At 38.7% G+C, this 15074-nt stretch carries 18 protein-coding genes; 4 read left to right on the top strand and 14 right to left on the bottom strand.

What is annotated here, in order from left to right; translation table 11 throughout:
- Positions 1-45: 45 nt before the first annotated feature.
- From MWU82_RS04745 to MWU82_RS04705, 9 genes are all read right to left on the bottom strand, one after another.
- Positions 46-498, bottom strand: a complete 453-nt coding sequence (locus MWU82_RS04745) for a GNAT family N-acetyltransferase (protein ID WP_247095430.1) — start codon at positions 496-498, stop codon at positions 46-48.
- Positions 488-907 (bottom strand): hypothetical protein, encoded by a 420-nt coding sequence (locus MWU82_RS04740; RefSeq protein WP_215948153.1) that lies wholly within the window; start codon positions 905-907, stop codon positions 488-490. Before MWU82_RS04740 ends, MWU82_RS04745 begins: the two co-directional genes overlap by 11 nt.
- Before the next feature lie 4 nt (positions 908-911).
- Positions 912-1205 (bottom strand): hypothetical protein, encoded by a 294-nt coding sequence (locus MWU82_RS04735; RefSeq protein ID WP_215948152.1) that lies wholly within the window; start codon positions 1203-1205, stop codon positions 912-914.
- Positions 1198-1554, bottom strand: coding sequence for a 5-carboxymethyl-2-hydroxymuconate Delta-isomerase (locus tag MWU82_RS04730; RefSeq protein WP_247095429.1), 357 nt, complete (start codon positions 1552-1554; stop codon positions 1198-1200). Before MWU82_RS04730 ends, MWU82_RS04735 begins: the two co-directional genes overlap by 8 nt.
- Before the next feature lie 46 nt (positions 1555-1600).
- A complete protein-coding gene (locus tag MWU82_RS04725; protein WP_247095428.1) occupies positions 1601-2440 on the bottom strand; it encodes an NAD(P)H-binding protein in 840 nt (279 codons plus the stop codon).
- A 44-nt stretch (positions 2441-2484) separates the two neighbouring features.
- Positions 2485-2991 carry a DUF1772 domain-containing protein gene (locus tag MWU82_RS04720; RefSeq protein WP_215948149.1) on the bottom strand — a complete coding sequence of 169 codons (507 nt, stop codon included), beginning with the start codon at positions 2989-2991 and terminating at the stop codon, positions 2485-2487.
- Positions 2992-2995: 4 nt separating this feature from the next.
- A complete protein-coding gene (locus MWU82_RS04715; RefSeq protein WP_215948148.1) occupies positions 2996-3397 on the bottom strand; it encodes a DUF5367 family protein in 402 nt (133 codons plus the stop codon).
- A gap of 92 nt (positions 3398-3489) precedes the next feature.
- Complete coding sequence (locus tag MWU82_RS04710; protein ID WP_247095426.1) at positions 3490-4344, bottom strand: AraC family transcriptional regulator; 855 nt, start codon at positions 4342-4344, stop codon at positions 3490-3492.
- Between the two features lie 167 nt (positions 4345-4511).
- Positions 4512-5957, bottom strand: a complete 1446-nt coding sequence (locus tag MWU82_RS04705; RefSeq protein WP_247095424.1) for a CotH kinase family protein — start codon at positions 5955-5957, stop codon at positions 4512-4514.
- Between the two features lie 316 nt (positions 5958-6273).
- Between MWU82_RS04705 and MWU82_RS04700 the strand changes: the two genes are divergently transcribed.
- Both MWU82_RS04700 and MWU82_RS04695 read left to right on the top strand, forming a co-directional pair.
- Positions 6274-6510: a hypothetical protein gene (locus MWU82_RS04700; protein ID WP_247095422.1), complete on the top strand. Its 237-nt coding sequence runs from the start codon at positions 6274-6276 to the stop codon at positions 6508-6510.
- Positions 6511-6668: 158 nt separating this feature from the next.
- Positions 6669-7235, top strand: a complete 567-nt coding sequence (locus tag MWU82_RS04695) for a hypothetical protein (RefSeq protein WP_247095421.1) — start codon at positions 6669-6671, stop codon at positions 7233-7235.
- Between the two features lie 609 nt (positions 7236-7844).
- Here MWU82_RS04695 and MWU82_RS04690 read toward each other — a convergent pair.
- Complete coding sequence (locus MWU82_RS04690) at positions 7845-8819, bottom strand: LLM class oxidoreductase (protein ID WP_247095419.1); 975 nt, start codon at positions 8817-8819, stop codon at positions 7845-7847.
- 585 nt (positions 8820-9404) lie between these two features.
- On the opposite strand from MWU82_RS04690, the gene MWU82_RS04685 reads away from it, so the two are divergent.
- Complete coding sequence (locus MWU82_RS04685) at positions 9405-9794, top strand: DoxX family membrane protein (protein WP_247095417.1); 390 nt, start codon at positions 9405-9407, stop codon at positions 9792-9794.
- 12 nt (positions 9795-9806) lie between these two features.
- Here MWU82_RS04685 and MWU82_RS04680 read toward each other — a convergent pair whose 3' ends face one another.
- The 3 genes from MWU82_RS04680 to MWU82_RS04670 all read right to left on the bottom strand — a co-directional run bounded on the left by MWU82_RS04680 (position 9807) and on the right by MWU82_RS04670 (position 12565).
- Positions 9807-10628 (bottom strand): SDR family NAD(P)-dependent oxidoreductase, encoded by an 822-nt coding sequence (locus MWU82_RS04680; protein WP_247095416.1) that lies wholly within the window; start codon positions 10626-10628, stop codon positions 9807-9809.
- Positions 10625-11602: an LLM class oxidoreductase gene (locus MWU82_RS04675; RefSeq protein ID WP_247095415.1), complete on the bottom strand. Its 978-nt coding sequence runs from the start codon at positions 11600-11602 to the stop codon at positions 10625-10627. The genes MWU82_RS04680 and MWU82_RS04675 overlap by 4 nt, the downstream gene beginning before the upstream one ends.
- Before the next feature lie 288 nt (positions 11603-11890).
- The gene (locus MWU82_RS04670; RefSeq protein ID WP_247095414.1) at positions 11891-12565 is read right to left on the bottom strand and encodes an NAD(P)H-dependent oxidoreductase; all 675 of its coding nucleotides are present in this window, start codon (positions 12563-12565) and stop codon (positions 11891-11893) included.
- A gap of 167 nt (positions 12566-12732) precedes the next feature.
- Between MWU82_RS04670 and MWU82_RS04665 the strand changes: the two genes are divergently transcribed.
- The gene (locus MWU82_RS04665; RefSeq protein ID WP_247095413.1) at positions 12733-13617 is read left to right on the top strand and encodes an AraC family transcriptional regulator; all 885 of its coding nucleotides are present in this window, start codon (positions 12733-12735) and stop codon (positions 13615-13617) included.
- A gap of 45 nt (positions 13618-13662) precedes the next feature.
- On the opposite strand, the gene MWU82_RS04660 is transcribed toward MWU82_RS04665, so the two are convergent.
- Complete coding sequence (locus MWU82_RS04660; protein WP_247095412.1) at positions 13663-14964, bottom strand: MFS transporter; 1302 nt, start codon at positions 14962-14964, stop codon at positions 13663-13665.
- Positions 14965-15074: the final 110 nt, after the last annotated feature.

Raw genomic sequence — 15074 nt, 5'->3', positions numbered from 1 at the left:
TCAACATCATAAGGGTGTTGTCGTTTCGCTTTAGTAATGATACAATCAGAAATGCATCTTCATCCCTTCATGGCTGTCGCTAAACCCAAGTTTTGTATAAAAGGCTATTGCCGATGGCCTTTTCTTGTCCGTGGTTAACTGCAATATATGGGCATTTCTTTCTTTTGCTCTATTTATGGCCCATTTAAACATTTTGGTTCCAATGCCCGTTCCCCTTTGATCCTTCCTAATTCTCACAGCTTCGATCTGGGCTCTTACACCACCACGATAGGTGAGGTATTGGATAAAGGATAATTGTAAGGTGCCTACCACCTCCCCCACTTCATTTTCCACAACTATAAGTTCCTGGTTGTTATCGCTATTTATGTTCGCAAAAGCTCTATAATACTCCTCTGGCAGGGGTGTTTTGAAATTCTCCCTTGTTTTTCCCAACTCATCATCGGCAATCATTTCTACAATTGCTATAACATCGTTCTCTGTTGCTTTTCTAAATTTCATTTTTATTTCTGTTAACTGTTCCTTTAAACTTTTCAACCATTAATAGGTACAAAACCAATATAAAGGCCATCCCAAATCCTAAAACACCAATATTGATTCCCAATAATGTTTTTTCACTTCCATCCAAATATTTCATGGAACCACCATAAGCATTCTTTAAGCCATAAGCCAATAAGAAGCCCCCTGTTACCAATAAACTTAAAATACCACTGATCTTGGTTTCCTTTTTAACCCATACCAACCACAGACACAGCAACCCTATTCCGGAATTTGTAATTAATTGCCATACCTCATGAATTCTAACATGGGGAGTCCAATTGGGATTGAAAACATGGGTTTCATTAATTTCCAAAAAAGGAACCACAATGGCATAAAGAAGGATACTGAAGGTAATTATTGATTTTCTCATGTAATTATAAATTATCATACAATTTTTCAGTGGCCTTTTTTAGATCAGCACTTGGTAGAAACTGATCTGCTATAGTAAGTATGGCATTCATATTATCACGCAATCTATCTAATTCAATATCACCTGGTTTGATAGCTGTCTGCAATAAATGTAGTGCCATATCCGCCAGAAGTATACGCTGTTTTTCCAACCACTCCGTATCACCTTTATTCGCGGGATTATTCAAATAACTAGTTTCAACTTGACTATGCAACTCCCAACTAATATCCAATATTTTTATTTTTTCTTCTTTAGTCATCTTTTTTAATCATCGATTTATTAAAATAAGTAGCCTCTTCAAAATCTCGGATGTTCATGGATAGAATCGGAACTTCCGGAAACATTTGCTTTAATTTGGTTACCAATGTTTTAGATAACATAGCCTTTTGGTGTACCGTTCGCCCTTCCATAATATTGGCAAAAATGTGAACAAAATCATTGGTAGAGTTCCCTACATTGTAATACTTAAATGGATTGATTCTCACCTTTATGTCTCCAGGGTCAAAAAGTTCTGTAGACTCGGCGGCATCATATACATTTTGCATAATCTCCTGAGGTGATTTTAATAAAACAATGTTTTCCGAACAATCTATTATAAAATGTGGCATACGTTTAAGGTTTTAATAATTCTTTCCCGTTATCACTTACTGTATTTTATAAAGAAGGTGAATTCCAAATCCCTGTATCTGTAGTTTCCTTTACATATTCCGAGAAATCTTTTGGCTTTCTTCCCAACACTTTTTCTATATCATGGGTAATATCCGCATTGTCCGGATTACCCAGAACCTCTGTAAACAAGTACTCTATCAGCCAAATATAATCGGCAGGGACTCCCTGTTGTTGCATTACTTGGGTATAGGCCGACAGGGCAATTGGCGTAAATGCAATGTCCCTTCCAGTGGCTTCCGAAATTTCCTGGATCACTTCTTTAAAGGTAAGTTGTCTTGGACCGGTAAGTTGGTAAATCTCTCCATTGTGCTTTTCGTTCAGCAAGGCAGCTACAGCCACATCGGCAATGTCATCCGTATCCACGTAGGGAACTTTAACATCTGCCTGTGGCAAGGCTACAAAGCCCTCCAAAATAGGCTCCAGGAAAAAACTTTCACTAAAATTTTGATTAAACCAACTAGCCCTAACAATAGTATAATCCAGACCAGAGTGGATCACCACTTGTTCACAGAGTTCAGCTTCGCGCTCCCCTTTTCCAGATAAGAGCACTACCTTTTTCACGCCCGATTGTTTGGCTTTTCTGATCAGTTCCTCTATTGCCTCCAAAGCTCCCGGAACTGCTAGGTCTGGTTGAAAGGTGATATAAACCTTGTCTATCCCTTTCAAGCTCTCTGACCATGTTTCTGGTTGTTCCCAATCAAAGGCCGGGGAAGCCGATCTGGAACCTATCCTGACCTTATGGCCCGCCTTAATTAATCTATTTACTACTTTGCGGCCCGTTTTTCCGGTACCGCCGATGACTAAAATATTACTCCTGTTTTTCATTTTTATTTGTTTTAAAATTATTGTTTAGAATTTGGGGACATCTATTAAATACTGTTCTTAGCGGCCTGTATTAATGCCAATAGAAGAAAGAGAAAGGAAATAACCGAGGTGATGGTCCTTATAAGGTGCAAACGATTCCATTTTAGTTCGAAGCTTTCCCTCAATCGTCCCAATTCATTTTTGCTTGCCGTATTCAAATCAACTTTATCCAGCATCTCGTTTAAAGGAACATTCCCGAAAATAGTGACCAGCACTACTCCAAAGAAGTAAGTAGCCGCGGCCAAAACCAATAGCCACATAAGTGTAGCCGGACTTCCTTTGAACCAATACAAACAGATAAACCCGAGTATGGAAGGACCAAAGAACACCACAAAGAACAGTGGATTTATTATGGTTCTGTTCATTTGTTGAAAGGACATCAAATAGCCCTGGTCATCCAACCTTCCAATTCCAGGGGTAATGGCATTGGTCCAAGTGAAGCACAGTCCCGCCGATAGACCGGTCAATATTATCAATACACTGATTAATATAGTTTCAAGTGTGATATCCATGGCCTTAATTCTTTAGAAGTTTGGTTTTGGGGTATACACGGGCATACCAGTACAACACGGATACCAATAAAAACTCGGCCGCTATGATCCAGAATCCCAAAGAGGTAAAAAAGCTAAAATGACTACCTCCTTTTGGGATTACGAAGAAGGGGACCGTGATTAAGGCATCCAATATAACAGCTGTCAACAACATGGTTTGCCCCACCAGATATCCATGGGTTTGAAGGTCCTTTTTATAGTAGAAAGTACAGCCCAACCAGACCAGTGGAATAACCACAACAAACAACACAAGATTTGCCTGTGCATCTTTATTTTCCAAGATGGGTACATAGTAAGAAACCGAATAAAAAAGGATGGCAATAATCCAAATGACTATACCAATAAGTAGTGCACGTTTAATTTTCATGACTTTTATTTTTTAAAGTTACATGCCAAAATTATTAGAATGCGCTCAGGACGGGTTGTCCCAAATGGAGTAAGATTTGTTCGAAAGGGAATTTACTTGATCTGACTAGGTCTATAGCCAAACTTTTTTGCGAAGGCGTTGGAAAATGAGCTTAGACTATCATAGCCTACATGCCAGGCAGCTTCCTGTACCGTAGCATCCTGATTGCGGATCAACTTATGAGCCAAGGTCAATCGTTCGTTTTGAAGGTATTTGAACACGGGAACGCCAAAATATGCCTTAAAGTCCTTTTTTAATTTAAAGGTGTTTAACCCTATTTGTTTGGAAAGTTCACTTAGGGAAGGAGGGTTATCAATATTTTCCAATAAGATATCTTTGGCCCAATTGAGTTTACTGCGTTCCTGGGGATTTATTTTTTCTGTTTTTAAGCTGGCCAATTGACCAAAAAAATGGGAAAGCAAAGTTGTTATCTGACTTCGGAAAAACATCATTTTGGTTTTTCCTTCATATTTAATATTGAATAAGCCATCTACAATGGCTTGCATTTCCGGGGTCATAATGAAATGGGGACCTTCCACATAATGATCGGAGGGGTTGACCAGCTCTCCCAACATATCTCCGAATAACTCCCCCTCTTGGTTGGGAAGTTTATCCAATGCTTTTATGGAGGTGGCTATAACCAAGCATTCCAATGGCTTGGCGGAGGAGACAGTATGTATGAATTCTACTTTATCATCTGCGAAAAAAGAAAGGGCCAAACCCTTGGTATGATTGAAGTCTTTTTGTTTGTTCCCATATTTTACCTTTAAATCAACATTACCAGAACCATAAAAAGCAACGGCGATCAAAGACTCTTCAAAGGAGCATGAATCTAAGGTAGCCTCATTTACTTTGGCTTCTTCTACCAAAATAATAAAGTCGTTTATATCTATAATATCCCTTGTCATACAGTTATTAGCGAATTTACAAAATTTTAGATTTTAAATTTTTCACTGCTGTAAGATTCCAATAATTTAAAAAAACTAAAAATCCAGCCACTTTTGCAAGTAGCCGGATTTCGGTCGGGGGAACAATAAAAATTAATAAACCTGTAGGTTCATCAACTCAAAAAAAACTAATCGTTCAAATAATTATTTACTGCTGTTGTTCGTGCGCTAACGTGACTATTTAATTGACTTATGGCAGCCTGAAAATCGGCACTTGAACTTAGAAATGAATACCCGGAAACTTCAAGGTTGGCATACGGTTCTACCAATGCCGAATAGACTGCATATTTGGATTGCATAGTACTCACATTAAAGGCATTATCCACCACTTCCTGTACATAGGCATCATACTGTGCCCTATAGGTGGCATCTTCATATAGATAACCTATCAATGGCCATTCAGTGTCATTTAGATCGGAGAAATCCAAAGCTAATGACCCTTCCCTATTACCATTTTGCAAAGCCTCGTTATTATCCCATGGAATCCATGATAATTTCTCCGTATCGGGATTATTGTACAGATAATAATTATGCGTCATTCTACCATAAGTATCCCAATTTTGAATTACGGTATTTACAGCCAAATATTTCAAAAAGGTATCAGTGTCAAAAACACTTTCCAAATTGGCACGCCAGGTTTCGGGATCCGTTGTTCTATCCGCTGCATGCAAAGCCGTAAAGACACTTTGTATATCGCTAAAATCGGCTTCATCTTCATTGGTCTTCTTTACAAATACATCTTCGGTGAAGGTACCCTGTGCAAAACTGGCACCGGTGCCATCAGGTTTGTATAAATTACCATCATTATCCGAAAACTGGGTATCTATTACCGTGTCATCCACTTCTTCTACCAAGGTATATACTCCAAAATATTGGGGACCATCGCCATGATCCACGTAAACGGCATAAAATGCGGCGTGTGAACTGGCTATACCGGCATCCCTGAAAACATCGGTAGCCACCTTTTCCCTTAGCATGGATTTGTCATTGTAGTTATTTTTCAAACTCAATTTCTTAAATCCATAAAAACGTTGATTGTCTATTTGGGGATATTGATCTTCAAATTCATCAAAATCAAGCTTAAATGACAATTTTAGGATACCACTGCTCCAGCTAGACTGTAAACTGGAGTTGCCTTTAAAGCGCACTCCAACCCTGTACCATTCCTTGCCGTTGTACAACACCTCTCCGGGTACAAAAATAGGATCCTCATCAACCTCTACCAATCCTCCTCCACCAGGACCTCCACTACCACCAAACGCCCCATATAGTGACGTCATATCAGCCAACATACTCTGCCAACGCTCTTCTGTGATGACAATATCCATACGCTTTACAGCCTCATCCTCAAAAACTTCATCAAAATTTGGATCGGCCGATTTGCTATGCGTATCATCGGTCCAGTCCACGGCTTCAAAATCGGCGTCGGAATAGGTTTCTACATAAGTTTCACTTTCTGTTACCACTTCCCCCTCTTCCTCTACTGCCGTATTTTCTACCAAATCGTTGGAGCAGGAAAACACCAACAATAATTGCATCATTAATAAAAACAATAAGTTTACTTTTCTCATCATTATATACTTTATAGGACTATTATTACCCTACAAAGATGTGGATTGGAACAACATGAATTTTAAGGAATCAGTGAATGGCCTATTCTTTTAAGTGAATAGGGATATATAATTGGTGGGTAAATTATGGGATCTCCGTAAAAGTGATAAGCCTTGGACAAGATTATTATATATTTTACCCATAGGTCTACATCATCGGTACAATATATGCCTTGGGCCCGGAACCTTATCAGGTAATAAATCTTAACGAACCCAAATAGCACCTTTCCCCTACCAAGGCGCAAAGATTGCCCCTTGTCCAATCTTAAAATAAAGTATCATGAAAAAAGTATCAAAAACAATCGTTTGGTGTATGGTCCTGCTATTTTTCATAGTCCACAAGACCCATGCGCACACAACTGTAAATGAAGAAATGAACCCCCATACGATCAAGAATTGGATAGAGTTACAAGCGATAACAGGCCAAAAATATCAAGATGCAGTTAACAAATATCACCAAAAAGGGTTTAGGCTGACCGTCGTAGACGGCTATTATGTAAACGGAAAGATATATTAATTATAAGGATGGTACATGTTACTTCTCTTATATATTTTGTTACATATGTGACATCCCTTCCTGAATGGCATCTTTAATTTAGGCCTTTAAAATAATTACCCTCTCGCACTGATTTCGAGATGTAATTTAAATACTATTAGCCATAAAATAAAGGTATTATGAAAATGAATTCCACAACGCGATTATTTGCCATTCTTTTAATGGGCACTTTAACCATGGCCTGTTCGAAAGATGGTGATATTGGTCCACAAGGAGAACAAGGAATACAGGGCCAACAAGGGCCTGCCGGACCACAAGGCGAAGTAGGACCTGCTGGTACAGCCAATGTGATTTATTCCGAATGGATAACATCCCCTTTCACTTTTGATCCTAATACCTACTTAAATTGGAATTCTTTTATAATTGCTCCGGGACTGACTGAGGATATCAAAGAAAATGGCGCAGTTCTCGTGTATGGCAAATCAGCCGGCGAGGTAGTATATCAACTCCCTGCAGTAATTTTCGGTCGTAACCAAAGTTATTCCGCACGGCCAGGTAGTTTATATAATTTAAGACTTATCGTTGAATCGATAGATTCTGATGTAATCGGTCAGCCTTTGCTGCTCATAGAATTCCGATACATTTTGATTCCTGGGGGCATTCCTGAAAGCGGAAAATCAGCTCCCGTAGATTATACCAAATTCAGTTATGAAGAAATAGCCGAGCGGTTCAATATTCCCGATTAGACCACAAAGCACCTTATCAGGTGATAAATCTTGACGAACCCAAATAGCACCTTTCCCGGATCAATCCCAAAAGTTGTGTGTGAATAACAAAAAAATATAATTTACTATTTCAAGTTTGTGTCCTGTTCATTTTTTGCATCGCCCAAATGCGTAGCATTCATGAATACCTTTAAAAATCAATAGACCAGCCGATGAATAAAAAACGACCAGGGCCGAATAACCAAGGTACGGTGTGCCTTGGTTAGGAGGAGACAGCTGTAGCCATGGCCAAGCTGATTTTAAATTTCTTTAAATCTACGCACTTTCCACGGCCCCGGCGTCCAGGCCGCTTTCACTTGGGTGAAATGCTCTATGGACGCCTTCCGCCTTCCAATGTGAAAACCACTTGATTTAATACGAAATCGAAGATTCACGAAAACCTATAAAAAACCTGTCTGCCGAAGGCAGGCAATAATAACCACTTAAGTAAATTGAAAATAGGCCGGTCCTTACGTGCCGTCAACCTTCATGTGGGGATAAGTCATTTTCCGTTATTAAAAACCTTTGGGCATTGCCCTCAAGGTCTATCGTTTGGTGTCCGCCTTCCTCTAACAACTTGTGCTTTGCCCATTATATTTTTGCTGACTTTTTATTCTTTTGAAATTCTGGCAATACTTTTTCTGCCAGTCGCTCCAAGGTGCGTTCCAAATCATTGGAATTGAACCTTAGATTTATACTAACATGGTTTACGCCAATAGTTTTTAAATGATGTAAATAGGTGTTCAAATAATTAGCACCCGTCCTAAAGCCTAAATGAATGGGTTCTGGCCTAAAATCATCGTCTTCTTGAAGATCTACATACATAGGCTGCATAAAAGGCTTGTCAAAAATACATGTTTCAGCAACCAATGCCCGCCATTCTTCAATTCTGTATTTCTGTTGTCTTGGGTCTCTGGGGTAATACATCCAACCATTGGCATTTTTGGCGTTCCACTCCAAAGACTGCTGACTAAAGCCGGTCATCAATAAGGGAATTTTATGGCTTTTGGCTTTTGGAAGGATATCTATATCCCCTTTTAAAACGCCAAAATTTTTGGTTTCCAATTTAGGGTAACTCTGCTGTGACTTACGAATGTATTCAAAGGCCTCCCGAAACAATTCCCCACGGTTCTCATATTCGATTCCCATTGCGGGATATTCTTCAGATCTATCGCCTGAAGCCACTCCTAAAAGCAACCTCCCACCTGATAATTGGTCTATGGTGGCAGCTGATTTCACCACATGTACCGGATGGTGTAGTGGCAAAGCTATACTGGAAACACCCAATGCTATTTTTTTGGTTTTGGCTGCCAAAAATCCCAAATAAGTAAAGGGATCGTACATCTGGCCCGAATCGCCAAAGGAGGGTACATTAAAGGGTACGTCACGAATCCAAAGGGCCTTGAAGCCAAATTCTTCCAATAATTCCACACGTTCCAAGTGATGCTCCATGGTAGGCATTAATCCTTGATCGTAGTTCTCTATAGGCATTGCAATTCCAATGCTCAGTTCATCGGGTTGAAATACACTGTTATATGCCTTGTTAATAGGTTCAAAATCCTTCATACTCTTTTCTTCGGGGGTTTAACTATTTTATTCTATGAATCTGTCCTACAGCTTCATTAATACTCTGGCACCTGCTACCCTACTTTTTAATATAAACGTTATATCTCAATATACGTGGAAGCTGTCCAAAGTTGCACTTACCAAAAATAAGTTAGCGAACTATTATCCGGGTTTTAGGCATTTCCAAGTTGCTGTGCAATTTTCATACCGTTCCTGGATATTGATAGAACGCCTATCGTATACCCCAAACCATTAATGACCTATAGAACACATATCTACCTAAGTCACAGCCTTGAACGGTATAATTACTTGATTGAACTTGAGTATAAGGTTTTTGTCCTTTATGGATATAAAGCATTAAAAGGTTCCAATTTTAATTGGAAATCACAGCGTATTGTGTAAAACAATCCTGCCGTACTTTTTACAAAGATACTAAAAATCAATTTTACAGTATTTTTAAAGGTAGCAAGAATAAAAATTGACCGATAAATTGCACATCATCTAAAAGAGGGGGTAAAAACGTTCTTGACACTGTCAATATAAATGCACCCTCCCACATTTTTATATATTTGCTACAAAAAAGTAATGAACAATATTAGTTATTTAATGTTGCGCCTGGCGATAGGGTTAAGCATGTTTGGGCACGGATTGGTACGCTTGCCCAAACTTTCGGGTTTTAGTAAATGGATGGTCAAAAGTTTTGAGGGCTCCATGTTGCCAGAGATCATTATTGTGCCCTTTAGTTATGCACTTCCCGTACTTGAACTTTCTATAGGGCTTCTTTTGCTTATAGGCCTTTTTACCAAGCAAGCGATTCTTTTGGGGGCGCTGATCATGCTCATGTTGATCTTTGGAACCACTTTAATAGAGAACTGGTCTATATTACCGTCACAACTTTTCCATGAAGCCTTTTTTGCAGTACTGATGAATTATATTGACGATAATAGCTGGGCATTGGACCTCAAATTCAAATGAGCGGACAATCATTTAGGAGACTAGATTTCCCAAAATTTCATTGGTGATCCCTATAAGTTGTCTTATTTTATCTTGGTCATAAGCATCGGTATGGGCTGGGGCAAATACTCCTCTATCCTGTCCCATATCATTATTAAAATATTTTCCGGAATCGTTTTTATACATTTCTGAAATAGCCAGGTCCACTAATAAATTTGACCCTTTTTCAGCTGGGGCCCAATGCTGTCCGTAGGCTTCATTAGCCATTTTAGTGTTTAATAGGGAACCGGGGTTCACAGCAATTACTGTAATTGCTGGTTCTTTTTTGGCTAAATTGAAACTCCACATGGTCAAGGCCAATTTGCTCTGTGCATAGGATTCGTTTTCGGATAGCCGCGTTTTTCCAAACACAACGTCATCTGATACAGGGGATTGAGCAGCGGAGCTTAAATTAACAATTCGTGCTTCTTTCGATTTTTTTATATTGGGAAGAATGGCATTCGTCAACATATAAGGTGCCAGATAATTAACCACTATTCTAGTATCCAATCCATTTTTGTTGGTAGCGGTCTTGCTTTTAAAAATACCCGCATTATTAATGAGAACATCAATTTTGGGGATTTCGTTTTTAATTTGTTCGCCCATTAAAGAAACCTCATCCAAATCTGAAAAATCGGCCACAAACCCTTTTACATTTTCATTTTTTGAAAGTTCTTTAATTTCTGAAATCACCGCAGTGAGTTTTTTTTTATTTCTACCGTGTAGGTAAACTTTGTGGCCTTTTTTAGCCAATTGTATAGCGGCCACTTTTCCTATGCCGTCCGTGCTTCCTGTAATTACTATTGTTTTGCTCATATTATCGCTTTCTCTTTTTTAGTGGTATGAAATTCAGGCAATACTTTTTCTGCCAGTCGCTCCAAGGTTTCTTCCATGCGATTGGAATTGAACCTTAAATTTATACTTACATGATTTACGCCAATTGTTTTTAAATGTTGCAAATAAGTATTTAAATAATTTGCACCCGTTCTTAATCCCAAATGTATGGGTTGGGGCATAAAATTATCGTCTTCCTGAAGATCCACATATAAAGGTTGCATAAAAGGTTTGTCGAATTCGCCCGATTCGGCCACCAGTGCCCGCCATTCTTCAATTCTGTATTTCTGTTGTCGGGGATCCCTGGGGTAGTACATCCACCCATCCGCCTGTTCTGCATTCCACTCCAAGGACTGCTGACTAAAACCGGTCATCAACAAAGGAATTTTATGGTTTTTAGCTTTTGGAAGTATATCTATATGTCCTTTTAAATCACCAAAGTTTTTAGTTTCCAATACAGGAAAACTCTCCTGCGACCTACGAATGTATTGGAAGGCTTCCCGAAATAACTCCCCGCGATTATCATAATCGATGCCCATGGCGGGATATTCGTCAAATCGATCACCAGAAGCCACCCCTAAAAGCAACCTCCCGCCCGATAATTGATCTATGGTGGCAGCGGATTTCGCCACATGCACCGGATGGTGCAAGGGCAAAGCGATACTGGAAACACCCAATGCTATTTTCGACGTCTTGCCCGCCAAAAATCCCAAATAGGTAAATGGATCATACATTTGACCCGCATCGCCAAAGGAAGGCACATTAAAAGGTACATCCCTAATCCACAAGGATTTAAAGCCTAGATCTTCAATAAGTTCTACACGTTCCAAGTGATGCTCCATGGTAGGCATTAGCCCTTGGTCGTAGTTTTCTATAGGCACTACTATTCCAATGCTCAATTCATCAACTTGAAATACACTGTTGTAGGCTTTATTTATGGGTTCGAATTCTCTCATATTAAATTATCTTGTCAAAAAGCCAAACTTTCTATAATAAGCTTATATCTACTATAGAAAGATGGTGTAACCTTACTATCCTATCCTTAAAATCAAAATATTAATACTGCAAAGGTGTGAATTGAAAGAGCTTGAATATCAAGAAATCGGCCAATAGCCCAATATCTTAAGTGAATCAAGAGTAATTTCCAATAAGTTCAATTTGATGGTTATTATTTACTGACTTCAATAATCGCTTTAGACCAATAAATATTATGGCTTTAAAATTCCCTCTTTTTACGCTTATGACTACAACCAGGTAACTATATCTTCTTTATTCCTTCTCGATTTGGCAAAAGCTGGTTCTTCCTTTCTGTAACCAAATGCCGCCATATAGGATAAACCGTATTTATCCGTATCCACACCGAATTTCTCTCGCAATAGGGCTTCTGCTTTTTCTTGATGGAATCCTTCAATAGGACAACTGTCTATACCTATCAATGCCGCGGAGGTCATCATGTTTCCTAAAGCAATATAGGTCTGCTTTGAGGCCCAATCGAACAACTTTTTATCGTTATCCAGATTAAAATCGCGCTCCTGGAATTCCCTATAAAATTTGGAATACATTTCTATTACCTCTTCAGGTAATTGCTTTACATCCTTCATCATGGACATAATATATTCCGAATCCCATTTGGTCATGGGCGCCTTCATACTCAACCCCAATACAAAGTGGCTTGCAGTATCTAATTTTACAGGTGCTCCCCAAGCTACAGGTTTTAGTGCTTCCCTTAATTCCTTATCCTGGACCACTATAAAATGCCAAGGTTCAAAACCAAAAGAGCTGGGGGATAAATGAGCCGTTTCCAAAATGAAATTCATATCGACATCCGATACTTTCTTGGTAGCGTCAAATTCTTTGGTAGCGTGTCTAAATTGAAAAGCGTTTATAATGTCCTTTTTTGAAATGTTTGGTGTATTCATTTTTTATTTTTTTGATTCCGTTTTAAATTCAGGGACAAAGTTACCTGCACTGGCCACGAACTTTTTGGTAAAAAAATTGGGTATTTATGTATTTTTAAAGGTTAATGTTGTCTAAAAATGATTCCTTATGCTTATTTTATTTAATTTTGACCTTAAAATAGTTGAAAATGCAAGTATTACAGACATATAAACCTTTTGAAATACAAGAACTGGAATTATCGGAATGGAAACAGCGCCCGGTCAAAAACAACTTCTTTGAACTGGTTTTAATAAAAGAAGGAGAAGGTACGCAGTGTATCAACTATAATGAGGTTGCCTATTCTAGAGGCAGTATCTTTCTACTGCCTCCTCTAAAATGTCATTCTTTTACTATTGAACAACCCACAAGGTTCGTCTTTTTGAAGTTTACAGATTCATTTTTCAAAAATACCAAGGGCATGTCCATTATTAGAAATGAATGGTTCAAAGAAGCTTCCTATATACTTTCCAACTACAATCAGTTACCCGGAGATATCATTAAGAACGATTTGGACAAACGTCATATGGAAAGTTTAATTTCCATGATTTTGCAAGAATCCAGAGACTACGGCCAAGAGTCCATAAACCTGATAACAAGTCTAATGACCAGTATTTTGGAGATATTGATCAGGAACATCAAAAAAACCAATTATTTTGACCGACCAAAAAATAATACCGATGATAAAATCTCAAAGATGCTCACCTATATCAACGAGAATATTGATAAAACAGAGCTTTTAAAAGTAGAAAACTTGGCAGATGTCTTTATGTTGTCTACCACCTATGTAAGTGAGTATTTTAAAAAACAAGTGAATATGCCTTTACGTGAATATATTATTAAGGCCAAATTGAAATTGGTGGAAATCCGTTTACTGAACTCCGATTTTACACTGACCGAAATTGCACAGGAATTGGGCTTTACGGATGTTAGCCATCTTTCAAAAACCTTCAAAAAGTATGTAGGCATCTCCATTCGAGAGTTTAAGAACAACGGAGAATATAGGCTTTTAACCCGAAATGCCTGTACCGCATAAACCCGATGGCTATTCCATAACCAAGGATAAAAAATACACTGTTTCTTATTGTGGATTCTTCACCTTAAAAGACCCAATGATCAAAAACAATAAAAAAGCTAAGGTGATGTAACTTATATATCTATAAGATCCCAAGGTTGTATAGCAATAGCTAAAAAGACTAGGCGCAACGGCGCTGGCTATAACCAAAAAGCTCATTACTTTTCCTGAGATAGAACCTAAATACCTTCTGCCGAAAAAACTGGGCCATGTAACTGCATTGATTACTGCAAATAAACCACCCATGGTCCCTAGCCCCCCGACCAACAAATATACCCCTATAGGATTAGCGAGAAACAATAGTCCCAACGAGGCCACTACCCCACTTGCCAACATAATGAACAAATAGATTTTATGCTGAATGTAATCACTTAAAATGTTGCAGGTAGTTGATACGAATATTGCTATTATGGACATGGGCAAAAAAATAGCGATGGCTTCGGCCTTTGTGTAATCCTGACTTCCAAAAATAGAGACGATATGAAATGTAAATCCCGTTACATAAAAACTATTGAAAGCCAAAACTAGTCCAAACATCCAAAAGGCCCGGGTTTTTTTAGCTTCTTTTAAGGTGAAGTCGGTCTCGATTTCCTCAGCCTCTTGGTCCACTTCCTTCTTTTCATGTCCATCGGGAAGCAAATCGAAATCCTCCGGCCTATTTCTATAAAACAGTAAAATACAGAGGCAAAAAATAAAAAGGGACAGGGCCATTATTTGCCAACTGCTGGCCCAGCCATGGTCGTCTATAAGCCTATTCAACAGAATCGGGGCACTGGAAAAGCCTAGGGATACTGTAATACTGCTTATGGAATTAATTTTTCCCCTATTTTTCTTAAACCACATCATGATCATATTCCTAGAGGCCATGGTCAATACCCCCTGACCACTAAACCTAATTAAAAAAAATAAAAATGTGATCAATAAAAACGGAATCAACCAGGAATCAAAATTAAAAAGCGCCTTAATGGCCCCACTAATTTCAACGGAAACAGAAAATATTAATAGAGACACCCCCAAGAGCAGGGTGGCAAAGAATGCCACATATCTAGCACCATAGGCATCGAACCATCGCCCGGCCCGCGCCACCAAGGCAGAACTCAACAAGGTACCGATCATATACGCGTTACTAAACTCATTTCTTGATAATCCCAAAGCATCTTTTACGGGATCCGTAAAAACAGATACGCCTATGGTCTGCCCCGGAATACTCGCTAAAATGCCAATACTACCAATAAAAAGAACCACATAACCATAGAAAAAAGGAAACTCTTGAGGCTTTATTAAGGAAATTCTATTTTGATTTTGCATGTGCCGATAAAAGCCTGCAAAGGTAACCTTTTATCAGGATCTACTGTCCACTGCACTTTAAAACGCTACCATGGGTTCCTTAATAGTCCATTTAAACATTGATATTTTTC

The organism is Arenibacter sp. S6351L (assembly GCF_023016025.1).
GTDB classification, from domain to species: Bacteria; Bacteroidota; Bacteroidia; order Flavobacteriales; family Flavobacteriaceae; genus Arenibacter; species Arenibacter algicola_B.
This window is presented reverse-complemented; position numbering and strand designations above follow the sequence as displayed.